This window comes from Bacillus songklensis (assembly GCF_042649685.1).
Classification (GTDB): Bacteria; Bacillota; Bacilli; order Bacillales; family Bacillaceae_H; genus Bacillus_BA; species Bacillus_BA songklensis.
This window is the reverse complement of the sequence record NZ_JBHRZT010000072.1, coordinates 73,918-95,349: the sequence shown is the minus strand read 5'-3', so window position 1 is coordinate 95,349 and position 21,432 is coordinate 73,918. Positions and strand designations below refer to the sequence as shown.

The following is a 21,432-nucleotide window of genomic DNA, read 5'->3' as shown; positions in this document are numbered from 1 at the left end:
GATAAGAGGGTTTATTGTTTTTTGTATTAGCAATGTCCATACATAAACAAGAATTTAATAAAGGTTTTTTTAATTTTCACGATGCTTCCCTCTTTATATATTCCCTCCAACATTTGGTTTAATATCTTGATCAAAGATTACTCCATCAATCGCTTCAAAGCTATCTGAGATATTATTCAAATTCCCGGTAACAACATTGCCAAAACCATACATCCCTCCAAGGTTTAAGTTATATTTTCTGTTGGCATCCATCCCATTAACCACCAATTCACCTACTTGAACGACTGAGTTTGGTTGGGGAGAATTGACATTAAAAGCTCCTAAATTTATGACCGAGGGCACACTTTTCTCCTCCCATTCTTTCCTTCCTGTAACCTATTTTATGTAACGATAAATGTCTCGTGACGAAATTTACTTTTACCATCTAATTTCATTTATATATTCGCTTATTTATAGGTCCATGCTTGAAACTTCGTACCGTAATTATTGTTAGTCCATCATTCCCCTCCCTTATATTTAAATTTCTTATCTTTTCCTTAGTGATCGATCATGATTTAATTGACACTCCTATACTAAATCATGCTGTTACTTTCGCGGATGGAAGACAAAGCCCTCTGCCTCCAGGGCGAACAGTGCAGTAACAGAGGTTTGATATGAAGATACCTGATTTTAGAATCCCAAAGCAAATAGGTCCGGCCCCTTGCTGTGTTCATACTCCAGCTCATTAGAGGCATGGACCCCATTTTCTTTTTATTTTTTTCTTACATAATCTAGTTAAACAAGCTAATGGTTACGTCATCAGAGATTGCCTTTTTCACCTTTTGTAAATCCTCTTTTGTCATTGTTCTATTTTCAGCTTTTTCTTGGACATTTAATAGTGTTCGTTCTCTTTCTTTTAGGTTTTGATCAGCCAGCTCCTTCACCTTTTTTCCTAAAAAGGGTGTATCTGTCTCTTTAAAATCATCGACAACCATCATGATGCGGTCTATTTGATTATCGATTAGTTCCTGATCATCTGAGGATAAGGATTGTTTTCCTTCCAGTTGAGCAATTGTATTCAGTGTGCTATTAAACTCAGTCTCAATCGCTTCCGCCTTCGAGACAAGCTCCTCGGATTTGGCAGAAAGCCCTGTCTCAGAATCAATTTGAATCGAGCATCCGGTTAACATAAAGGCCATTAAAATCATTGATAAACCAATTATCTTTTTCACTTAGCTTCCTTCTTTCATTTTACGTTTTCGTGTAAAACCTTAATTAACATCCATGTTTTCAATTTTTCTAAACGACAAGTAAGCAATGAATACTCCAACTGCGGCAAAAGCAAGGGGGACCGCTATGATGTTGTTAAATAATGAAAATCCATCTACGTCTGAGTTAATAAAAGTGACAAGCAGTACGGCCGATATAACGGTAGCAGGGGTCGATTTTTTTCTCATCCCGAAATAAAGGGGAATCAGCCCTATTCCAGTTGAAGAGACAGCACTTAAAAACAGCGTAATCAGCTGGCTTTTTACTAGCCCTAACGTTAAATTTCCCGGAATCACATTCGCATAGGAATCAACGATGTAGAACAGACTTCCGATGAACAAATTCGAAAGGATGATGGTGGTGAATATAAAGCCTGCGACGATCATCAGTTTCGAGATCATGAGTTTTTTTCTAGAAATGGGGTACGTAAATAAGAGTGTAATCGTGTTGCTTCTATACTCTTCTATAATCAGTCTTGACATAATGACAGATGCAAGAATGACAAAAGTCACTCTGATCATACTGCCGGAAATGCTAATATTCACAATGCAATTCTAAATTTTCCTTTGCTGTGAGTCTGTCATAAAAAACAGGATATTCAATAATGCTGCCCATTCTTTTTAAAATCTCATACGAGGTGTTTGTTAATTTCTCGCCGAAAATTTCAATTTCTCCTTGAGTGGGTTTTATAAGATTTGTCAGCATCTTCATCATCGTCGTTTTACCGGCACCGTTTGGACCAAGGAACCCGTATATCTCCCCTTTTTTTATCGTCATATTTACATCCGACACCACTTCTTTTCCATTGAAAATTTTCGTTAAATGATGGGTACGAACAATATGGTTCATTTTTTCAACTCCCTTTCGTTTGCTTCTAATCACTATTGTAGACACTGTTTTTCTCTTTTTTATTAATCAATTCTTACAAAAATCTTAAGTGTTTTTAGCCGGCAATTTGTAAGAAGACAGGACAAAGCAGCCTGGGGCCGGTAGAATACAGGTCTCAAGCTGCAGATGTTTTCCAATATAAAAAACCGCCGGAGATGCTAAGTCCCCCTCGAGTCTCAATCAATATATGAGCTTTAATAACTTGATTGTAAAAGTCGTTTTTTCATAAGGTATACTGTTAAGAAGAATCTCTCCGCCTATTTTCTCAACAAGTCTTTTCGTGATCGTCAGACCAAGGCCGCTGCCCTGATATAATTTGTTCCGCGAATCTTCGAGGGTGTACATTCTTTCAAATACCAAGTCTTTGTGGAGCTCGCTAATCCCTTTTCCTTTATCCCAAACATCAATATAGGCATACTTTTCGTCTTCTCTTACTGTTAAACCGACCACTTTTCCTTCGCTGCCGTATTGGGTGGCATTTGAAATTAAATTGTTCAGGATCCGGTCAAGGCACTCTTCATTTCCCATCGAGTAAATGCTTTTATCAGGAATCTCAATCACCGCTTCAAACCCCCGGGAGGTTAAAAGTTCATAAAAGGATAAAATATTTCTTTTGCAAGCCTCATTAAGATCTACTCTGCTTAAAGGGATTTCATGGTCTCCTGATTCCAGCTTGGCTAAATCAAAGAATTTTTTCATCAGCCCTAAAATTTCCATTGTTTTACCCTGTACTTTTTCCAGCAGCCGTTCCCTCTCTTCCTTTGACAGGTCCGGGTCATGGAGCATCATTTCAACATAGCCGAGAACAACGGTAAGCGGTGTCTTTAAATCATGTGTAATATTAGAAAGCATTTTTCTGACCGATGTTTCTGTCTTGTTATAAGAGGCTGCCGCTTTTTGATGATGATCAAGCAGGCGGTTCAAGGCGGTCAGTAAAGACTTTAATTCATCATTTTCTGTTTGAAGGAGAAGCCTCTCATCCGTACCTTTGTCCATGATGCTGTTCAGCTTTTGGCTTATGTATTCGAGGCTGGCTTTTCTCTCCCTTTTAGATCGGCTTTGCAGATAAATGATGCCAAGGAGGAACAGAATAATAAAGGACAAAAAGTAAATCATGTTAAAACTCTCCCAGCTTATAACCGATGCCCCATAATGTTTTGATATAGACAGGGGAAGATGGATCGTCTTCAATTTTCTCCCTCAATCTTCTCATATGTACATTAATCACATTTTCGTCCCCATAATAATCGTCATTCCAAATGGCTGCATAGATTTGGGCTTTTGTAAAGACACGTTTAGGATTTGTAATAAAGAGCTTTAAAATATGAAATTCTTTCGAAGTAAGTTTTAAATCTTTCTCTTTCTTTTGTACGAAAAAATTATCCAAATCAATTTTAAGATCGCCAATTGCCATGATATTGTTTTTTTCCTTGTCGGCACTCGAATAATACGTTGCCCTCCTTATGGCCGCCCGTACTCTGGCAACAAGCTCGATCATTGAAAACGGTTTGGCGATATAATCGTCTGCCCCAAAACCAAGTCCCAACGCTTTATCTACATCCCCGTCCTTTGCCGACATGATCAAGATTGGAATGAGGCTTTTTTCTCTTACTACCTTTAAAAAGTCCATACCGTTCAAATTTGGCAGCATTAAATCAAGAAGAATTAAATCAAATGATTCCTGAACAAAAACCCTTAAGGCTTCTTCCCCATCAAATGCCGGCACAACCGTAAACCCCTCTTTTTCAAACTGGCTTTTCACCATTTCGCTTATCGATCTATCATCTTCCACAAGAAGTATTTTCTCTCCCATTCCCTTTCCCCTTTTCCTTAGAATCTCTCTAAAAAATTCAGGCCGCACTGGCAGGCAGCCATCTTATCCCTGGATAAAGTTTCACTTTATTGTAGCAAGTGCCGGTAAAAGATAACATACATTTTAAATATTTTTCCAAATTAGTAAAAAAGTATATCCGGAGAGACTGTCCCTCCTTTGGCAGAATTTCAGGTTTCCCTCGTTCGTTAAATTACTATAATGCCTGCAGTACAAAATAAAAAACAGGCTGGCATTTTTAACATGCTAACCTGTTTTTCCTTTTAAATTCTTGTAATCTCGTTAAAGCAAGATCATCTATTGAACGATCTTCAAATCCGGTACGATTAAACTTTTACGGTCCAGATCGAATACGGTATTCTTCTTTCCATTAAGGGTTTTGTCAAGGAATGACAGGATGACGGTGTTGTTTAGCCCATAAATGTGTTCGGGTTTTACTGCCGGAGGCTGTGGTTCGGCATAAGGTGATCCGGCAAGGTATGGCTGCAGCAAAGGCATATCTGTGAAGCTCATGTGATTTGCCCCGGCTATTGTAATATCGTATGCAGGCCCGTCAACTGCCTGTTTGTGTTAGGTAAAAATCCGTTTTTTCGTCTGATAGTTTAAATTCAGAGTTGACACTGGATTGCCTTACTGTGCTTTTCTTATGATCAACCTTACAACCTTCTTTCTCTCGATTTCTTGTAAAACACTCCGGAGTTCTCTCGCTCTCCCAAATACACCTTTTATGAGCTTCGTAACGTTATAGCAAGCTTCCACATCCAAAAACTCGTTTTCCGTGTGTTCATTTCCGTAACCTGCCGACAGATTGACGCTTTGGATGCCGTGCGATGCCCAAATTCTTGTGTCGCTGCTTCCGCCGTTCGTGCAATGCCATCCGCTCAAGCCTTCTGCTTTGGCCGTATCCTCAATAAACTTGCCATACGCTTCATGGCAAAATGGGATATAGCCTCCGCACGATACGACGATATCTCCCGCACCGCGGCGGTCGACGACGATTGCGGCATCCGTTCCCCAAAGAAAGTAATCATCCACATGGCGTGCGCCTATAAGACCGCATTCTTCCTCCACCGTAAAAATGAATTTCACTTTGCCGCTGAAGGAAGAAGAGTGCATAAGGTGCTCGGCTATGTGAAGGAGGACGGCCACGCCGGCTCTGTCATCTGCTCCTAGAATTCCGTTGCTGCTTGACCAAACAGCACCCTCTTTTTTAATCACACGATTCGATTCCAGTTCTTGTACTGTATCCAGGTGGGCATTCAAAAGAATCGTCGGGCCGTGACCCGCTCTGTATGTTTTCTCGGCCAACAGGTTGCCGTTTCGATCCACGGTGATGCAGTCTACAAAAGGAGTGAGCTTTTCCTTGACGAACTCCCGCACCTTGCCTTCCTTGCCGCTTTCCCCAGGGATGGAAAGAAGCTGTTCAAGCAAATGGTAAAACATTCTCTCTTTTATATAATCGTGCCCTTTTTCGAGCCAGCTTTCCTCGACCAGGCTCATCTTTTCGGCTATGTCCAGCAGTTCATTGCGCTTTAGCGGAAACGAAACATGATAGCTTTCACTCCCCTCGCGACAGTATACACGTCTCATCCCTAAAGCAAGAAGCATTTGTACGAGCTGCTCAATATCTTTGCCTTTCTTTATTGATACATGGGCATCTCTTCTTTCATGTCCGTCACATGATCCCATTGTATAAAATCCTAGGCGATTTAACTGACGTACGATACCGCTTATATACGTATCAAGTTCGCGTAACTTTGGCTCCTCTTCCCCCGGACGGAACCATAGTCCTTCTCCTCTGCCGCGATGTTTGAAATCAACGACTTCAATCCATTTCTTCTCCGGAACAGGCACGCTGTGAAGCATCAGCATATCATCGCCGTATGAATAGGAGGCGCCGGCCTTATCCAAGCTCTCCAACAAAAAATCCATGTTCTCTACTGTTTCCGTTTTGCAGACAAATACGCTCTCCTCTTTTTTCTCCAGCTCCCAGCCGTGACGAACGAATAATTGATTCCAGGTTTTCATATCATCATCTCCCTTTGCGATTTGTAAGAACATTATCTCAAAAGGGCGATGACACCCCTGTCATCGGTTCAAAATGAACGTGTCATCACTGCGATGCATGATGAGAAAAGGAATGCTGCGATTGAAATAATAGGCTGTTTGTCCGTTAAATGTTTTATTTTCGATAAGGGAAGACGGCGCTCCAGACTGAACAAGTTTTCGTCTCAACCGACCAACTGCCTGAATAAATGTATTTTTTGGTACTTCTCCATCCTGGCTGCCGCTTTGAAACAAGTCGTAAAATTGATCTTTTGTAACCGGAGTTTCTTCTGTGCTGTAAAGCAAGAAATAACGAAGCATCTCCGCATGATTTACGCTAAGCACTTCCTCCCTGCCATCATAAAATAATGAATGTTGGCGATCCGAGAAATAAAGAACAATGGTGTCCGGCAAACACGAAACGGCCATCTCCTCACATTCCTCCCTGGTACACATCTTTATGCCATTTGGGGTGATAGCCGTAAATGCATGGCGCTGCAAATATCCTTCATTTTGTCTGATGACCTCATACAATGGCGACATTTCGAGATTGGGAACTCCGGCTCTGTCTACATCCACTTACAGTCTCTCCAATGATTCCTGCGCCTTTTGTGCAATATACAGAGCACTATTGCTTAGATACAAATGGGCATTGTAGTTTTGTTGATTATTCAACCTGTATTCTTTGTTGCTGCAAGCTTGTTGATATTGTACCGCATGTTGAAAATGAGTCACTGCCAGTAAGTAGCTTCTCTGTTTATAAGCGAGAAAACCTAAGCGGTAATGGGCTATAGGATTCTTTCGATCATACTGGATGGCCTTCTTTAACGTTCTCTCCGCTGCACGGTCATCCTTTCGATATTCTGTCTTTAAATATGTACCGTAGCGAACTAAGTACAAAATGAGTTTCCTTTTAATGCTCTCTAAGCTCGAAGCGTACTCACTGTTTTCATCAGATGCAATCCTCCTATATAGTTCTTCATAAACTGATATTAATTGATGCAAGGAACCATCCTTCTCTTCTTCCCTGGACAAATGGAGCTCCTGTTGCATATTCAAAAGTTCCTCTATTGTTTTATTTCTTATCGACATATTAAAACCTCCTTCCATTCTCTTGCAGCCCTAGAAATATATAAATCCAATTTAATTTTTCAACCTCTGTCACCGATCCTTCTTCTATTTACGCCTTTCTGTTTTTTCATCTTAGATGAGCTTACAAAGGTCTTCGTATAAGCGGCTGGCAAGAGCCCGTAAGGGAGATTGGCAGCCGCTTATGCGTAAAGAATTTGACATGGGCGTTTTTTGCTCATGTCAAATTCTTTATGTGGATTTATATAGGAAACCTGCATATAAATCATAAATAGACATTCCATAAATAAAGGTCTTTACAAAAAAGAAGGTATAGAATATTTCCTACACCTTCTTCAACTTTTCAATTACGTTATAAGACTCAAAGTCTGAGACCTTACATAATCAAAATCTTTCTTTTTAATAGCCTCCAATACCCTTTCGATCGATACGGGTTTTACACATAGACATCCGCCATGGGGAGTACCAGGCAACAGGTCAATGATTTCTTCACTTGATTCCTCCCCGGAATATTTAGGATAAATGATGAAGGCCTTAAAGCCCTTTTCTGATTTCGTTAGAAACTGGGCATAAAACGCCAGTTGATATATATCACTGTTTGATACCTTGTACTTGCCGTACGGTTTATATTTTGTATCTAGTACGATTGGATCGGCGTCCGGCGATTCAATGACTATATCCGGTTTGATGTTGTGGTAGCTTCCTCCATTTTTCATGATCGCCTTTTTGAATACCCGCTGTTCGGTCACTTTTATTGGATCCGGTAAATATCTGACCAACATTTTTGCAATGAATTTTTCGAAAAGGTCGTTCATATCAATCAAGAAGGAAAAATGGCTCTCCTGCCTGAATTCGTAAAGGTTATGGACATAGATCTGTCTCCAAAGGTAGTACGCCAATTTGTGTGCGGCAAGGTAATGTTGGTTCAGGCGATTGTATGTGAAAGAAGGCCAGTCTTCTCCTTGATAGATATCCGTCAGTACCGTAAATTCATTCAATAGACGATTTACTTGTCTCATCGTTTGCTTTGTTAATGAAAAGTTCCTTGTCATCTCAAGGGCTGTGCGGATCACCTGGTTTTCCGCTATATTGGTTGTCAGTTCGTCATACCGGCAGTAGATTCTTGCCGGTGTAAAGAGGTTGGTCTTCAAGTGCCGGCGGATATCCACTCGTCCTCTTAAGACTGAAAGGTTCTCTTCTTCCATCATGTATTCCTTCATGACTCCCTTTTGGAGAAGGGCTTCGACTTCTTTTACAAATAACCTTACGAGCGTTTCCATTAGGGAATTTTCATCATAAGCGGCTTTAGTGCTATGCTCCAGCGCAACTGGTAAATCCTCCGAAAACAGCAGCATATCCACTACATCATGAAAGCCATTATTGAATTTCGGTTTGATCACAATCCGAGCCGCTTCTAGCTCAAGAACCCCTATGAAGCTTGAAAACTCGAAACGCAATCCATTTTTCAATTCGTACCAACTGAACGGGGGAGTCTTGGATGACAAACTCAACCGAGATAAATAATCTCTATCTCTCTCTGTTAAGGAGTATTCCTGTATAACAAGCGAACTATATTCTGTAACGACATATGTTTCCATACTATTATCCTTTTAAAATATTATTAATGGCGTTAATGAAGGCATCATCCTGTCCTGTGAACATATCGGTGTTAATGGACATTTCATCGACATTGACAAATTCATCTCCAAGGATATTGGCCAGTTCCTCATAATTGTCGAAGCAATACTCCTGCAATAACGGGATGATTTCGAATTCAACCACTTCTTTCAATTGTTCAATCGTCGTGATTTGTTCTCCACTTTGCATGAAATACGATTGACCGATTTGTCTGTCACGCCCGCCTTTTTCTATCAGTTTTTGATTAATTTTTGTTAAGATATCTGCCGGACTATAGGCTAACTCGTCAATCACTTCGTCAATCACATCATAATTCGGTAAACACTCGATGAATGCGAATCTTCTCTTTAAAGCTGCGTCCATCAATTTGATGCTCCGGTCTGAAGTATTCATAGTCGCAATAATGTAGACATTTTCCGGAATGGAGAACGATTCCTTGCTTTGCGGCAAGAGGATTTCCACATTGCGTTTGTCTTTTTCGAGCATCGTGATCAGTTCCCCGAATATCTTCGGGATGTTCCCTCTATTCAATTCGTCGATAATGAAATAATGAGGTACTTGTCTATTTTCCCCGGCTTGTTCGCAGAAACGCTTAAAAATCCCATTTTCCAATTGGAAAGAAACTTGGCCTTGCTTGGTCGAAATCGGTTTGAAACCCTCCATAAAGTCTTCATAAGTATAAGATGGGTGGAACGTACAGATTTCGGAATACTCTTTTGACTGCCCTAATCCCAGCTGTGAAAAGCTCCATTCGATGAAGCGTCTGGCTGAATATGTTTTCCCTGTTCCCGGAGGGCCATACAGGATACATTGGCCTTTTCGTTCCAATACCTTATTCATCCTCTTAAAGAAAGCTTCTTCCTTTTCAGTAAAACTCACACCGGGTAAATCTTCATCTGTTCCTTCTTGTGGCGCTGCAGGTTCAAAGCTTCCCAGCCATTTTTTTACATCTTTTTCAGACAGCTCATATACGGTTTTGAAGGCCCAATATTTTTGTTCCGGGATGGATACTGGTGTAAACCCCTCGTCCCATTTCACATGGACAGCATGCCTATGTTTAGGAAGGTGATCAAGATACTCATAGCCTTCACTCGTGACGGTTCCAACTGCCAGTATTTGTGAAGTCCCTTTGTTGACTACAATCCGGTCACCCGGCTCCAAAGAATAAAATAACCAAATCTCATTCGCTTTTTCACTGGCTTTTTTGAGGTTGTCTTTGTAATAAAGTTTTTGGAAAGCGGCCTTAAATTCGTGGTAATCCGGATATTTTGACAAATCACCAAGTTCATCCCAGCCGATTGAGATATAATTGCCGGCATCGCATTCCGGCCAAAACTCGGCATTTTTTCCGGGAGCGATTTTAACATAACGGTGCTGCCCTCTTTTCAATGTATAATAGAGGAAGTACATAATTTTTACAGGATGCCAACCGGCAAATTGATTTATTTGGTCAATGGTTTCTTTCAATAATCGATTCAACGCAATACTATCATCTTTTTGATTGATCCATCGGTCTTTCCCCACACCCAATGCCTCTAAAAACAGCTTCATGTCCGCCACACTGTAAACAGGCAATAGCTTTTTAGGATAAAATAAATAGAGAGTTTTTGTCTTCAGCATGTTTGCCCGGAATAATAAGTTTGTGCTGTCAATGTTGTCGCCGTTTCCAAAACGTTCAACCAATTCCACAAAATCATTCCGGAGCTTTTCCCATGCTGCACTTTCATTTTCAAATTGAGAGGTTGGATAAATCCATTCTTCATTATTTTTACTGTAATAAATAATGTGTTTGCCGGCGTTGCCGCCTCTTATGCTGCCAAGAGCATCCGAATGATATTCAATCCACCAGCTGTAGGTTTCTCCGCCTCTTCCAAGGGCATACTCACCAAGAGTCATTTGCTTGAAGTGGTCCAGAGGATATTTGTTTTTAAATTCTTCAAGCAGTTCCTCCGCCTTGCTCACTTGCCCACTAACGTCTACTTCAGAATTATATTTTTCTATGTAATAATCCAGTTCCTGCAAAAGGTTCCCCATGTCCATTCCCCTTTTCTTTTTCTATTTTTCTATAAAATTGAGCGTTTCTTTTCATTATACTACAAAAATGTAAAATAATAGAATCAACCTGAACCACTAAGCTCTTTTTGATGATTGGTAATTTAATCAAAATATAGGTATACACACCATGGAATGAAGGAAAGATAAACTCTTTTTTATTCTTCTTAACGATAATGGCCAATCTTGAAAAAGCATATGTAATACCTTTCAGAATCACCCGCTTACATATTATCGTTCAAATGCTTATAATACCTTAATCCTACATTAAGGTTGCTCTTTCAACATATCAACACCAGTTTGGATAATAGGCATTACCCGTTCAACTGTTACTCCTATAAAAAATAATCCTCTTAAAATCTCGATATAAGGCATTTTGGAGGGGATTTTATTATGGGGGAAATCAGAAAAACATACACAGTAGAATTTAAACACAAACTTCTACAAATGTACGTAAATGAAGAAATCGGAGGATATAAAACAATAGCTAATCAACTGAATATCAAAGAGCCTTACGTGATTTCAGATAATCCCCTAACCCGAGAATTCCAGACAAGCCGTCTGAACGAGAAATGGGCAACGGATATTATAATGTGCCTTTATTGTTTCCAAACAAAAGAACATGTCATCCAAGCCGTGGAAAAATATATTCGTTTTTACAATCAGAAAAGATTTCAATCCAAATTAAATAACCTGAGTCCGATTGAGTATCGGACTCAGGTTTGTGCTTAATTCTATAAGGCTCTTTTTACCACTGTCTACTTGACAGGGATAAGTTCAGACTGAGAAAGGCTTTTTTTGTATTTAGTTTAAAGTAAACCACAGCTCATCTATATATCCTTGGCGCCATACAATTGTAGGTTTGTCATCTTGTTTCACCAAGAAAACTACCCAACCTGTGTTTTCTCCACTAGTGTATAAACTTGCTTCAAAAGATGGGCTCGGGACAACTCCATAAAAGACATCCTGATAAATAACCCCGGACTGACTTACAGCTTGAAACTCTACAGGATGCACATCAAAGGATCCTTGTTGAACTTGAAGAGCTTTAAGTCTGAACTTTGCCATTACATATTTCATTCCAGTTGGAGCTGGTTCATTAAACATATTTTCAGCTTGAATCATTTGCCACGCCTTGTTTCCATCTAAAACAACATCTACTAATTGCAACTCATACTTAAGTTGACCATTTAGAGCATCATCACTTGCTTGACCAATAACTGTCTTACCTTTAGGCGCAGGGTTCAAACGAGCGTTCACGGCATATGATTTATTCATAGATCGAGCAAAGAATACAGAAATAAACGTCCTATTGTAATTTACACAATCAACTTTTGTGATAAGAATATGTTGGAGGAAATGAAGTAATAGATACTGACAATCACGGAGGTGGAAACTAAAGATGGGAGCGAAAAGGAAATTTAACCCTAAAATGACAAAAATATATTAAACATACATTCTGACAATCTGTTAATTTGTTACTAAATCCACGTTATCATTACAAAGTTGTTACAAAATTTACAGGGAGTGTACGCATTGAAAAAATTTTATTTTCTTTTCTTAGCTACAATGTTACTTTTAGGCTTAACTGCCTGTGGCAGCGAAGAATCAGCAAGCAGTGACAAATCCGAAGAAAAAGTTGAGGAGCAAACTGAAGAAACAACTTCGACTCAATCCGAAGAAGCAGCTAAACCAGAGGTTAACGAAAATGCCAAGTATGCTGAGATGTTTAAAATAACCTTACCTGCTGTAACAGAAAAAACTCTTGAGTTATCTCAAGAATCTTACGACTTTATTGTTTCTAACCATACTTTGTTCCCTGCTAAAACAGACGCTGATATTAATAAAGCAAAACAAATAGCTGATGCCTCCATCACAGCTAAGCACCTTAATAAAAATGCTCAGCCTTATTTCACAAAAATGGCTACGTTTCAGGGGACTGTTGTTACAGTAGAAGAAGTTCCTTTAGACGGTGGTGAAACTGTATCAGTAACCCATGTTATCGATAACGAGATGAATTCTTATCAAGTAATCATGTATAAAGGTACTGGTGACATTTTAGAAGATGACACTGTTCGTTTTTGGGGTGCTCCTGTAGGACCATATTCCTTCGAAAACGTATCTGGCGGTTCAACAAATGTACAAGTGTTCTTTGGATCGCATATGCAAAAAATGTAATAATAAGGGTCAACATTTTTTAGAACTCCTCTCAATCTGAACTTATCAAGTCAAGTTGACAGCTACAAAAGAACCTATATAATTTAAGCACAAACCTTAGTCCAATACACTACCGGGCTAAGGTTATTTATTTTGCCTAGAAATCTTTCCCGCTTATAAAAAATGTATAATTGCTTAATATCTTGAATCACCTCTTTTTCTGTTATATTTGTGTATGCTCCGCTTCCGTTCAAATACATTTAAAGAGCTTTACACTTGAATTCTTTGGTATGATTATTGCTCAGTCCTTCCATAAAACGTCACTTCTGAGCCAACAGTAAGATTCTTTCATTTTACCGTTGGCTCAGGAGGGATCATTTCAACCTTACTTACTACCTATTATTTAACAAAAACGAAAAACGGGGTCAGTCCCCCGCCATGTCAATCATTTAACTCAGTGGGGGACTGACCTCAGCTTATAGCAGTGAGTGAGGAAACAAAAAAGAGATGGTGGGAATTTTGGAAATGAAATAAGGAAATTTAAATACATATATAATAAGTTTTAAAAAAAAGACCACTCTTTGACGATCCTTTTAAACTACATCCTCCGTTGCTAACATAGAACGTTTTTGAAGGCTATCGGAACGCAGACGATACGCGACTACTTTCTTCTTGTACTGTTTGACTACATCAACGCGATCGTTGTAACTGTACACAAAAAACCTAACATTGTTTTTTCCCTTCTTAGTGTCAATGACCAATGGAGTCCCGCTGTTCTCTGGATGTATATCATATTTCTCTAAAAACATCGCTTCGTTAAAATCATTAATAACTTGAATTTTCTCTTCACCTTCTAAGCGTTTTCCGTCGATGGTTACGGTGACAGTCGCGTCACTAATTGTTGGGTGCAATTCAAATTTGCTGATAAACCATTCCACAACAGAGGTTGGAAGACACGTCAATACTACTTTAGCAAGAGCCGCAAGAATCAACAAAAGCACAAAAGGCCATGTCATATTTTATCATCTCCATTACGTTCTAAATTAATATTATTACATCACTCATATTCTCATAGGACGGACAGTTAATTTTTATACATTAAATTTAGGTTCTGCTAATTCTACTTCTTCAATTTTAAATCCTTGTCCATGTGTAATAGCTGCCTTGATTTTTATACAAATCTAACCTCCTGCAAGTCATTTTCACATCTTGTGTTTCATCATGCTGTTAATTTGGATCTAATTTAGGATTACTATTTATGATAATGGTTGTAACTGAGTATAGGTTCAAATTAAGCATTCCTTTCCATAATAAAGAGGTTTTTTAAAAAATTAACCATCCACTTTTACAATATTTTAACCATCCACTTTTCTAAAAGAAGTCTACATATAAAACCTAGATAGAATCCGGTTAGTGTGATAATGGGAGATGAATGGTGAAAATGTGATCCTGTTTCTGCATTTTCTCATATAATTCTTCAGGTAAAATCTTTTTTAGTGTCAATTCAACTCCTCCTTCGTTTTAAGTATCCCTTTTAAAAAAGCAATCCTCCTTACCCTCTGGCTTTATACAATAAGGCAGTGATTGCTTTTTTAGTAGATATTTTAAGTTTATTCTTACGGATGCCGGAATCTGAAAAATCGGCCTCAAACCTTCGGCAAATGAATATCAAGCAGATGTGCGTTTCCTCTTGAAAAGCCTTTCGCCCGTACATGCGGACCACATTTAACAGCCCGATGCTGCGAAGAGCTAAAAATTCCTTTGTTTTCTCATCATGTGTACCGAGAAGTGTTTGCGGGCTAAGCTTCTTTAGGACGACGATATCATCAGCCACCAGCCTGTGTCCCCGGCCAATTAACGTGTGCGCCGTCTCGCTTTTCCCTACTCCTGAATTACCGCGAAGTAAGATACCAATACCAAATACATTAAGACAAACTCCATGCACGGCAATTTCTGGTGCTAATTCCTTCACCATATACGCATCCAATTTTGTAATGAATTCTGAAGTCGTCTCAGGCCTCTTTGTGATTAATAAGGGTATTCCCTCTTCTATACAATGATGAGTTAAATATGTAAGTCCCTCTTCCTCAGCTGTAACGATAAAACATGGCGGGTGATAATGAACAATATTCCCGATTCGGGTTTTACGTTCCTCTTTACTTAGCTTATGCAAATAAGTAATTTCTTTTTTCCCTAAAATTTGAACTCGTTCTGTCGGGAAAAAATCAAAATGACCAACAAATTCCAAACCTGGACGATGCACCCGTGGCTGCGTGATCGTTTTCTGCAGCTGATCCTCCCCAGCCAATACTTTCAATGAAAACTTTCGAACCAAGTCTTCAACTGTTATTTTTTTCACTTTCATACTCACCGTCCTAATAACCATCTAAATTTGAATTATACTTAAAAATCATGAAATCGTCATCCTCTCAAGTTTATCATCATTAAATCTTTGGCTATGATTCACCATCCTATACTTTAAATGAAAAAGCGCAGCACACATCTTGGTGTGTGCTGCGCTTTTTACTTTTTATCTGCCTTCCACGACTTCTTTCAAAATTTCATAAGAACGTACTTGTTTGTCAGGATCATAAATATAAGATACGGCCATGATTTCATCCACGTTATATCGTTCTTGAAACCTTGTCAACTGTTCACGTATTGAATCTTTACTGCCTAACAAAGTCACACTGGACATGGATGTAGCCATTTGCTTCTCGGCCGGACTCCAAAGGTGGTCCATGTTTTCGACAGGAGGTTTTAGCGGCCATTGAGTGCCGCGAACAACATTTAGGAAAAATTGCTGCATCGTTGTCATTTCAGTGCGGGCCTCTTCATCGCTTTCCGTTGCGATCACATTTAAACATACAATCATATATGGGGAATCCAGATACTCGGATGGCTCGAACCGGTCACGGTAAATCGAAATCGCTTCTTCCATATATCTTGGGGCAAAGTGTGAAGCAAATACATACGGCAAGCCCAGTTTAGCCGCTAAATAAGCGGAATCGGTTGAAGAACCGAGAATATAAATCGGAATATTCGCGCCAACACCTGGAAAAGCTTTTACCTGACCTTGACGCTCTTCAGGTCCAAAATATCTTAGCAATTCCATTACATCCTCAGGAAATGTGTAAACAGAATCATTTTGTGAGCGTCTTAATGCGCTTGCGGTAATCATGTCTGTACCAGGCGCCCGGCCAAGACCCAAATCGAGACGGTCAGGATAGATGGCTGCCATCGTTCCGAATTGTTCCGCCACTACAAGCGGGGAATGATTAGGCAGCATCACTCCGCCAGACCCGACACGGATGTGATCCGTATGTTCCAGCGTATGTTTAATTAAGATGGACGTAGCTGAACTCACAAGTGTCGGTGTATTATGGTGCTCGGCAATCCAATATCGTTTATAACCCAATTTTTCAGTAGCTTGCGCCAACTTCACCATTGCCTCAATGGCTTCTTTTGTCCCCTGCCCTTCGCGAACAGGCGCAAGGTTTAAGACAGATACGGGGATTTGTATATTTGCCATTTACATTTATCCTTTCTTAATGAAGATTCTATACTATGGTAACAATTTAAACACGGGAAACAAAACTAAATGCTCGTGATGGAGCAAGTGCAAAAATTAAGGCCATCGGTACAGACAAGTTCTCAGGTTTACTGATTCTCTTCTAAATGATTGGCTCTACTATACGTGTATTCCAATGCGAATGTGGGTTTGTAGCAGACAGGGATTGGAATGCTTCGATCAACATCAAAAACGAAGGATTGCGACTATTACATCATCCTATATAGAGCATGGAACAGGCTCGATAGCTAAGTCCATTTCGTATCATTAGGTACGATTACCTTAGAAGCCCTCACCTCTAAGCGAAGCGTAGGTGGTGGGTAGTTCACCAGGACGATAGAGACATTCGCCTTGGAGACCGGCGTTTTGAGATGCTAATTTGTATTTGAATGAAAGGCCCCGTCACGCTTTTCATGAAGGGGCCTTTCGTAATCCAACCTATTTCGATGCTGGAGCCAGATTGGCTTCAGGTGATGTTACCTTGTCATAGAAATCTACGAATTTGTCACGATCGGCGCTGTCGCGGTAAGCCATGGCGACACGCGGATGTTCATTAAGTACACCAGAGATCATGTAAGGAATGATATAGCCCCACTCCCACTTTTGACGCATTTCCAGCATGTGCTTTTCAATTAGACCAAGAACGGGCTTAATCTCATAGCTTGGTTTTTGGATGTGGCTAACGAGAAGCTCTGTGTGACAGTTACCAGCGGCACGACCCATGCCATAAACAGACGAGTCAAGGAAAGTAACCCCATTTCGCATCGCAGTTAATGTATTGGCGAATGCTAACTGCATGTTGTTATGCGTATGGATTCCAAGCTGTTTGTTAGGGATCATCGCTTGGAACTTTTTCACTTGATGCTCAATATCCGCAGGATCTAAGCTTCCAAAGGAGTCAACGATATAGACGACATCTACGGGACTTTCCTTCACCATTTCAAACGCTTCAATAAGCTGATGTTCAGGTACACTAGATAAAGCCATAATGTTAAGTGAAGTCTCATAGCCCAAATCATGAAACATTTGTACAAGCTCCAAGCCTTTATCCACTTCGCGGATATAGCACGCCACTCGAATCATATCTAACACACTTTGCTCACGCGGCAGAATGTCATTTGGATCTACACGCCCAATATCGACTAGAGCAGACAGCTTCGTGAACTTTTTCTCAGGGATAATTTCTTTCAGGAAGTTATCGTCAAGAAATCTCCATGCATTGGGCTCAGTCGCATTAAGAAGCTTAGGAGAATTTTTGTAGCCAATCTCCATGTACTCAACACCAGCTGCACTTAGGCCATTATACAAGTCTTGAACAAATTCAACGCTGAAATCCCAATTGTTAACCAAACCTCCATCACGAATGGTACAGTCTAAAATTTTGCTGCGATGTTCCATAGTAGTAACTTCCTCCTGTTTATCCTGCTTTTTAGTAATTTTATTTTTTACCTTTTATACTTTCATACTTTTACGCTTTTATGTACTAAAATATATTATTATGTTTATATCACGAGTCGTTCGAAGGTGTCAATAACTATTTCTTTTTGATATCAATATACTTCCTTATGGATTGCCGCATACTCTGCTTGTGGATGGGCAATTAAGCACACCTTCCCGCGACTGGCTGTACTCGTTTTGTCATTATTTTTCTTCCTCCTTCGTTTTTTATATGCAAAGAAGGCTTACTCCTCTTCCAATTGCAAGTAGAAATAAGCCTTCTAAGTTTATCTGGCGTATTTGTCAATAAAGAAATTCATTGTCATTCTTGCTATCTAAAAATAATTTACTGTTGTATTGGTATTGGCTATAGAAGATTAGAAAAAGAAATTAAATTATCTTTAATTTTAACAACATCTGTACCCACTCTTCATCATGAGAATCAGGTATAATGTCCATATATTTTTTGCCGAAGACATCATTTAATAAAAAATCATCAAAATTACCAAAAGACTCCATATTGTCAGTTTCAAAACCTTGAAAAAAGCGATATACCTTTCCATCTAATTTACAGATTACTAAGGGCTCATAAAGTATTTGGCCTATTTCAAGCCATTTGTCTCCCCCCCTGGTAAACCTTCCACACGGTATTGATGACTAGGCAGTTCGTCAAAAGACCAAAAATCAATTGCTCCAAAGCGCGCTCCATTACACTCACTCAAAAAATCCATATACTCATTTAGCGCTGGGTTATCTTTCTTCATAGCTGGGGCACCATCATTAAAATCCCCATATAAAATACTTTGTGGGGCTTCTTTTATCTGTTCTTTTACTTTCCCTAAAATCAATTTTAATTTAGAATTCATTAATCATTCATCTTCCTCTATCTTTATTTTTACTTTTTTACCAGTCGGTAAATTTTTGATTTGAGGTCTTATTTGCTGAGTACCAATATGCCAATTTGTATAAGAATCTAAGAATTTAAGGTTTGAGACTTCATCTGGCCCTCCCAATTGTAACTCCCACACATGGTCAGGCTGCATTCTTTTAGTAACTCTATCTATTAATTGTTTAGCGAATTCTTCGCCTTCTCTTCTCTCTTGCTTTCCTTTCCTCAACCCATTCCCGACATTATCCCCAATTTCCGCATCTATTCCAGCAATAGGCATTACCTATCCTATAGTGAGGTAGATGTGAATGATCTTTTGGGGCGTACGGAGGTTCCAGAGAAAAAGCAGTATTATGATTTGCTGGATGAGGATTTGGTTGGGATTTTGGAGAAGTTGAAGGAGATTTGTGTGGAGCAGCAGGAGTGGCTAAGAAAGGCTAGGGAGATTGTTAAGAGAGAAGGCAGAAATAAAAAAAGTCTGTTGAGTGATCAATTCTCAACAGACTTTCTCAAATTTTTAGTAGGCCATATCTACCCCTTCTTATTATTCGCCTTTTCATATCCAAAACCGGCCTGTTTTCTAGAGTAATGAATCCGTGTGTGAATGATACGGCGCATGTGCTTGAATAAAATATTCATACATCGGAAATTTTTTTAAGCTTACCTTATCACGTTTCCACACCCATTTATCGATTTCCGATTGTGTTTTATGAGCGCGAAAGGCTTGCAATTTGTAAGAATTATATGGCTTTACCTCAATTTTCGTGATTTGCTCCGGTAAAAGTCCGTATTGGCGGGCATGCTGTGCTGCCTCCGGCCAGCAAACATAAAACAATTTGGCTTTTGCATAATCTTCAGTTCGCTCTTGGTACATTTGAAACGCGGTCGTTGTTGCGAGACCGATTGTGCAATGATCGGGGTGGCCTCCCAATGTTTCATGAAATGTAATGACCGCAGCGGGCTTTACATCTATCATATGGTCGAGAACCGACTGTGTAAGTTTATCAAATGGCTGAATTTCCAATAGCTTGTCACGGATTCCTAAAAATCGCAAATCATTAATCCGCAGTGCTTCGCACGCTTTTTTTAGCTCTTGTTCACGAATCACGGGAAGGCTTTCACGTGTTGCCGCGGGCGGGATTCCCATGCGTCGCCCCATTTCTCCCTTTGTTGCACAAACCAATACAACGCGATGACCCTCATAGGCGTACTTCGCCAAGGTACCTCCGCAAATAAATGTCTCGTCATCCGGATGGGCAAACACTGCCAACATTGTTGCCATTTGTCATATCCCTTCTTTTCCTATATAAATGTGTTACCACGATCCTGCATAAATCATCATCCATGGGTTGTTAGATCGGAAACGGCCGAGAACTGATTTCCAATGTCCGGGCTAACCGATCATATGTATCGTATCCGGTCACTATCACTAGTTCATCAGCAATGCTCATATGGGTCAAGTCATCGACATGAATGATCGACTGGTGCTGGTCCAATTCTAAAAATACGCGAAATGACCCATGTCCTTTAATATGCACTCTATCCAATAAAGCCTTACCATTTCGGAAATAACCGCCCGGATTTATCTCGATATGTATATATATGTTCTTCCCAATCCATTGTTGAAGTTTTGTTAACAGCAACTCCGAGGAAATCGGTTCCATGCTCTAAACACCTTTCGTTTTAGATTTAAGGGGATCATTCTCACTATTAGAGTATATGCCTATTTAGGATTTAAGACATATTGAAAGACAAATAATAAAAGAAAAAAGATAAAACGAAGCGGCATCCAGCTTTGAAACAAGGTCATGCTGCCTCTTAGGCCAAAAAACGCGGAGGCCCTTCTCTTGTCCCATAACAAGAAAAAAGCCGCCGCTTCCATTGACTCTGTTATAAAAAATCATGATTGCACTACAGCTGTGTGTTCTGGAAAAAATGATTGTTTCATTGTCTCTTATACGTCTAGTTCCATCTCAAGCAAAGCATAGCTTAAGCTTTTCCCATGAGTATCCGTGCTTAAGGAAGTCGTTACTCCTCCAAGTAATGCCCGATGACAGACAAACTGAAGGGCCGCTATATTTGGGACCCCATAGCGGACTACATGGCCTTCAACCACTTCCTTTAAATATTCTTTCACTTTTTCACACAGCATCGGGTAATCCTGTTCATGATACGGGATAAGGGATAATATCAGCGTATTTCCTTTGTCACCGGCACGGCTGTGAGCCAGATCATATAATTTTTTCTTCATTCTTCACACTCTCCCTTATCATGACAGACGTATTTATTCTGTTTCGTGGAATCAAAATAGACACGATACCGATCACCTCATTCGTATACTTGCGGGCTCCTCCTCCCCCTGCCGGTCCGTTCGTATAAAGTGCTTCTACCTCTTCTCCGATTTTGGCCGCCACTTTTTCCGTCGGGGCCCTTCCAGCCACGCGAAGCCGGATTTCATATGCTTCATGCTGTTCAAACGCAGGAAGAAGACTTGAAGCAGTATAAAAAATTTGAAGGAAATGAACAATAAAAAAGGAACTCATCTTTTCATTATGGTCGGTTTGACAAAAGTAATAGGCCTAATTC

Annotated in this window: 25 protein-coding genes and 2 pseudogenes; 4 read left to right on the top strand and 23 right to left on the bottom strand. The window is 39.8% G+C overall.

Annotated features, from left to right (window positions below; translation table 11 throughout):
* Window positions 1-93 precede the first annotated feature (93 nt).
* The 12 genes and pseudogenes from ACFOU2_RS19275 to ACFOU2_RS19220 all read right to left on the bottom strand — a co-directional run bounded on the left by ACFOU2_RS19275 (window position 94) and on the right by ACFOU2_RS19220 (window position 10,774).
* A complete protein-coding gene (locus tag ACFOU2_RS19275; RefSeq protein WP_377917947.1) occupies window positions 94-342 on the bottom strand; it encodes a hypothetical protein in 249 nt (82 codons plus the stop codon).
* A gap of 428 nt (window positions 343-770) precedes the next feature.
* Window positions 771-1,211 carry a hypothetical protein gene (locus ACFOU2_RS19270; RefSeq protein WP_377917946.1) on the bottom strand — a complete coding sequence of 147 codons (441 nt, stop codon included), beginning with the start codon at window positions 1,209-1,211 and terminating at the stop codon, window positions 771-773.
* 39 nt (window positions 1,212-1,250) lie between these two features.
* Window positions 1,251-1,760 (bottom strand): ABC transporter permease, encoded by a 510-nt coding sequence (locus tag ACFOU2_RS19265; RefSeq protein WP_377917945.1) that lies wholly within the window; start codon window positions 1,758-1,760, stop codon window positions 1,251-1,253.
* A 25-nt stretch (window positions 1,761-1,785) separates the two neighbouring features.
* Window positions 1,786-2,097 (bottom strand): annotated as a pseudogene (locus ACFOU2_RS19260) (ATP-binding cassette domain-containing protein); the annotation flags it as partial.
* Between the two features lie 219 nt (window positions 2,098-2,316).
* On the bottom strand, window positions 2,317-3,252 hold the full coding sequence (locus ACFOU2_RS19255) for a sensor histidine kinase (RefSeq protein ID WP_377917944.1): 936 nt from the start codon (window positions 3,250-3,252) through the stop codon (window positions 2,317-2,319).
* A 1-nt stretch (window position 3,253) separates the two neighbouring features.
* A complete protein-coding gene (locus tag ACFOU2_RS19250) occupies window positions 3,254-3,949 on the bottom strand; it encodes a response regulator transcription factor (RefSeq protein ID WP_377917943.1) in 696 nt (231 codons plus the stop codon).
* Between the two features lie 315 nt (window positions 3,950-4,264).
* Window positions 4,265-4,480, bottom strand: coding sequence for a hypothetical protein (locus ACFOU2_RS19245; RefSeq protein ID WP_377917942.1), 216 nt, complete (start codon window positions 4,478-4,480; stop codon window positions 4,265-4,267).
* 117 nt (window positions 4,481-4,597) lie between these two features.
* Window positions 4,598-5,995 carry a M20/M25/M40 family metallo-hydrolase gene (locus ACFOU2_RS19240; RefSeq protein WP_377917941.1) on the bottom strand — a complete coding sequence of 466 codons (1,398 nt, stop codon included), beginning with the start codon at window positions 5,993-5,995 and terminating at the stop codon, window positions 4,598-4,600.
* Window positions 5,996-6,055: 60 nt separating this feature from the next.
* Window positions 6,056-6,592: a hypothetical protein gene (locus ACFOU2_RS19235; RefSeq protein WP_377917940.1), complete on the bottom strand. Its 537-nt coding sequence runs from the start codon at window positions 6,590-6,592 to the stop codon at window positions 6,056-6,058.
* Window positions 6,593-7,105, bottom strand: a complete 513-nt coding sequence (locus ACFOU2_RS19230; protein WP_377917939.1) for a hypothetical protein — start codon at window positions 7,103-7,105, stop codon at window positions 6,593-6,595.
* 344 nt (window positions 7,106-7,449) lie between these two features.
* On the bottom strand, window positions 7,450-8,700 hold the full coding sequence (locus ACFOU2_RS19225) for an McrC family protein (protein ID WP_377917938.1): 1,251 nt from the start codon (window positions 8,698-8,700) through the stop codon (window positions 7,450-7,452).
* A gap of 4 nt (window positions 8,701-8,704) precedes the next feature.
* Entirely contained in the window at window positions 8,705-10,774 is a 2,070-nt protein-coding gene (locus ACFOU2_RS19220) for an AAA family ATPase (protein WP_377917937.1), read from the bottom strand.
* A 411-nt stretch (window positions 10,775-11,185) separates the two neighbouring features.
* Between ACFOU2_RS19220 and ACFOU2_RS19215 the strand changes: the two genes are divergently transcribed.
* On the top strand, window positions 11,186-11,524 hold the full coding sequence (locus ACFOU2_RS19215) for an IS3 family transposase (RefSeq protein ID WP_377917936.1): 339 nt from the start codon (window positions 11,186-11,188) through the stop codon (window positions 11,522-11,524).
* Window positions 11,525-11,596: 72 nt separating this feature from the next.
* On the opposite strand, the gene ACFOU2_RS19210 is transcribed toward ACFOU2_RS19215, so the two are convergent.
* Complete coding sequence (locus ACFOU2_RS19210; RefSeq protein WP_377917935.1) at window positions 11,597-12,052, bottom strand: hypothetical protein; 456 nt, start codon at window positions 12,050-12,052, stop codon at window positions 11,597-11,599.
* Between the two features lie 276 nt (window positions 12,053-12,328).
* On the opposite strand from ACFOU2_RS19210, the gene ACFOU2_RS19205 reads away from it, so the two are divergent.
* A complete protein-coding gene (locus tag ACFOU2_RS19205; protein WP_377917934.1) occupies window positions 12,329-12,970 on the top strand; it encodes a hypothetical protein in 642 nt (213 codons plus the stop codon).
* Window positions 12,971-13,542: 572 nt separating this feature from the next.
* Here ACFOU2_RS19205 and ACFOU2_RS19200 read toward each other — a convergent pair.
* From ACFOU2_RS19200 to ACFOU2_RS19190, 3 genes are all read right to left on the bottom strand, one after another.
* Window positions 13,543-13,965: a YfmQ family protein gene (locus ACFOU2_RS19200; RefSeq protein ID WP_377917933.1), complete on the bottom strand. Its 423-nt coding sequence runs from the start codon at window positions 13,963-13,965 to the stop codon at window positions 13,543-13,545.
* Between the two features lie 536 nt (window positions 13,966-14,501).
* The gene (hprK, locus tag ACFOU2_RS19195; protein ID WP_377918662.1) at window positions 14,502-15,308 is read right to left on the bottom strand and encodes an HPr(Ser) kinase/phosphatase; all 807 of its coding nucleotides are present in this window, start codon (window positions 15,306-15,308) and stop codon (window positions 14,502-14,504) included.
* 171 nt (window positions 15,309-15,479) lie between these two features.
* Window positions 15,480-16,481 (bottom strand): LLM class flavin-dependent oxidoreductase, encoded by a 1,002-nt coding sequence (locus ACFOU2_RS19190; RefSeq protein WP_377917932.1) that lies wholly within the window; start codon window positions 16,479-16,481, stop codon window positions 15,480-15,482.
* A 164-nt stretch (window positions 16,482-16,645) separates the two neighbouring features.
* On the opposite strand from ACFOU2_RS19190, the pseudogene ACFOU2_RS19185 reads away from it, so the two are divergent.
* A pseudogene (locus ACFOU2_RS19185) lies at window positions 16,646-16,747 on the top strand (zinc ribbon domain-containing protein); the annotation flags it as partial.
* Between the two features lie 211 nt (window positions 16,748-16,958).
* Here ACFOU2_RS19185 and ACFOU2_RS19180 read toward each other — a convergent pair.
* The 3 genes from ACFOU2_RS19180 to ACFOU2_RS19170 form a co-directional block, all read right to left on the bottom strand.
* Window positions 16,959-17,918, bottom strand: a complete 960-nt coding sequence (locus tag ACFOU2_RS19180) for an aldolase catalytic domain-containing protein (RefSeq protein WP_377917931.1) — start codon at window positions 17,916-17,918, stop codon at window positions 16,959-16,961.
* A 641-nt stretch (window positions 17,919-18,559) separates the two neighbouring features.
* A complete protein-coding gene (locus ACFOU2_RS19175) occupies window positions 18,560-18,823 on the bottom strand; it encodes a hypothetical protein (RefSeq protein WP_377917930.1) in 264 nt (87 codons plus the stop codon).
* Between the two features lie 3 nt (window positions 18,824-18,826).
* Window positions 18,827-19,126: a hypothetical protein gene (locus tag ACFOU2_RS19170; protein ID WP_377917929.1), complete on the bottom strand. Its 300-nt coding sequence runs from the start codon at window positions 19,124-19,126 to the stop codon at window positions 18,827-18,829.
* Window positions 19,127-19,150: 24 nt separating this feature from the next.
* Between ACFOU2_RS19170 and ACFOU2_RS19165 the strand changes: the two genes are divergently transcribed.
* Entirely contained in the window at window positions 19,151-19,435 is a 285-nt protein-coding gene (locus tag ACFOU2_RS19165) for a hypothetical protein (RefSeq protein WP_377917928.1), read from the top strand.
* On the opposite strand, the gene ACFOU2_RS19160 is transcribed toward ACFOU2_RS19165, so the two are convergent.
* From ACFOU2_RS19160 to ACFOU2_RS19145, 4 genes are all read right to left on the bottom strand, one after another.
* A complete protein-coding gene (locus ACFOU2_RS19160) occupies window positions 19,427-20,128 on the bottom strand; it encodes a PIG-L family deacetylase (protein WP_377917927.1) in 702 nt (233 codons plus the stop codon). The genes ACFOU2_RS19165 and ACFOU2_RS19160 overlap by 9 nt on opposite strands.
* A 70-nt stretch (window positions 20,129-20,198) precedes the next feature.
* A complete protein-coding gene (locus ACFOU2_RS19155) occupies window positions 20,199-20,510 on the bottom strand; it encodes a DUF1806 family protein (protein WP_377917926.1) in 312 nt (103 codons plus the stop codon).
* 290 nt (window positions 20,511-20,800) lie between these two features.
* A complete protein-coding gene (locus ACFOU2_RS19150) occupies window positions 20,801-21,097 on the bottom strand; it encodes an AtuA-related protein (protein WP_377917925.1) in 297 nt (98 codons plus the stop codon).
* Window positions 21,078-21,389 carry an acyclic terpene utilization AtuA family protein gene (locus ACFOU2_RS19145; protein WP_377917924.1) on the bottom strand — a complete coding sequence of 104 codons (312 nt, stop codon included), beginning with the start codon at window positions 21,387-21,389 and terminating at the stop codon, window positions 21,078-21,080. The genes ACFOU2_RS19150 and ACFOU2_RS19145 overlap by 20 nt, the downstream gene beginning before the upstream one ends.
* Between the last annotated feature and the right edge of the window lie 43 nt (window positions 21,390-21,432).

Excerpts from the sequence above, each read along its gene's own strand:
- ACFOU2_RS19240 (WP_377917941.1), bottom strand. The coding sequence starts at position 5,995 with ATGAAAACCTGGAATCAATTATTCGTTCGTCACGGCTGGGAGCTGGAG.
- ACFOU2_RS19245 (WP_377917942.1), bottom strand. The coding sequence starts at position 4,480 with ATGAGCTTCACAGATATGCCTTTGCTGCAGCCATACCTTGCCGGATCA.
- ACFOU2_RS19180 (WP_377917931.1), bottom strand. The coding sequence starts at position 17,918 with ATGGAACATCGCAGCAAAATTTTAGACTGTACCATTCGTGATGGAGGT.
- ACFOU2_RS19215 (WP_377917936.1), top strand. The coding sequence starts at position 11,186 with ATGGGGGAAATCAGAAAAACATACACAGTAGAATTTAAACACAAACTT.
- ACFOU2_RS19175 (WP_377917930.1), bottom strand. The coding sequence starts at position 18,823 with ATGAATTCTAAATTAAAATTGATTTTAGGGAAAGTAAAAGAACAGATA.
- ACFOU2_RS19225 (WP_377917938.1), bottom strand. The coding sequence starts at position 8,700 with ATGGAAACATATGTCGTTACAGAATATAGTTCGCTTGTTATACAGGAA.
- ACFOU2_RS19255 (WP_377917944.1), bottom strand. The coding sequence starts at position 3,252 with ATGATTTACTTTTTGTCCTTTATTATTCTGTTCCTCCTTGGCATCATT.
- ACFOU2_RS19190 (WP_377917932.1), bottom strand. The coding sequence starts at position 16,481 with ATGGCAAATATACAAATCCCCGTATCTGTCTTAAACCTTGCGCCTGTT.
- ACFOU2_RS19170 (WP_377917929.1), bottom strand. The coding sequence starts at position 19,126 with ATGCCTATTGCTGGAATAGATGCGGAAATTGGGGATAATGTCGGGAAT.
- ACFOU2_RS19160 (WP_377917927.1), bottom strand. The coding sequence starts at position 20,128 with ATGGCAACAATGTTGGCAGTGTTTGCCCATCCGGATGACGAGACATTT.
- ACFOU2_RS19200 (WP_377917933.1), bottom strand. The coding sequence starts at position 13,965 with ATGACATGGCCTTTTGTGCTTTTGTTGATTCTTGCGGCTCTTGCTAAA.
- ACFOU2_RS19250 (WP_377917943.1), bottom strand. The coding sequence starts at position 3,949 with ATGGGAGAGAAAATACTTCTTGTGGAAGATGATAGATCGATAAGCGAA.
- ACFOU2_RS19155 (WP_377917926.1), bottom strand. The coding sequence starts at position 20,510 with ATGGAACCGATTTCCTCGGAGTTGCTGTTAACAAAACTTCAACAATGG.
- ACFOU2_RS19145 (WP_377917924.1), bottom strand. The coding sequence starts at position 21,389 with ATGAGTTCCTTTTTTATTGTTCATTTCCTTCAAATTTTTTATACTGCT.
- ACFOU2_RS19150 (WP_377917925.1), bottom strand. The coding sequence starts at position 21,097 with ATGAAGAAAAAATTATATGATCTGGCTCACAGCCGTGCCGGTGACAAA.
- ACFOU2_RS19220 (WP_377917937.1), bottom strand. The coding sequence starts at position 10,774 with ATGGGGAACCTTTTGCAGGAACTGGATTATTACATAGAAAAATATAAT.
- ACFOU2_RS19230 (WP_377917939.1), bottom strand. The coding sequence starts at position 7,105 with ATGTCGATAAGAAATAAAACAATAGAGGAACTTTTGAATATGCAACAG.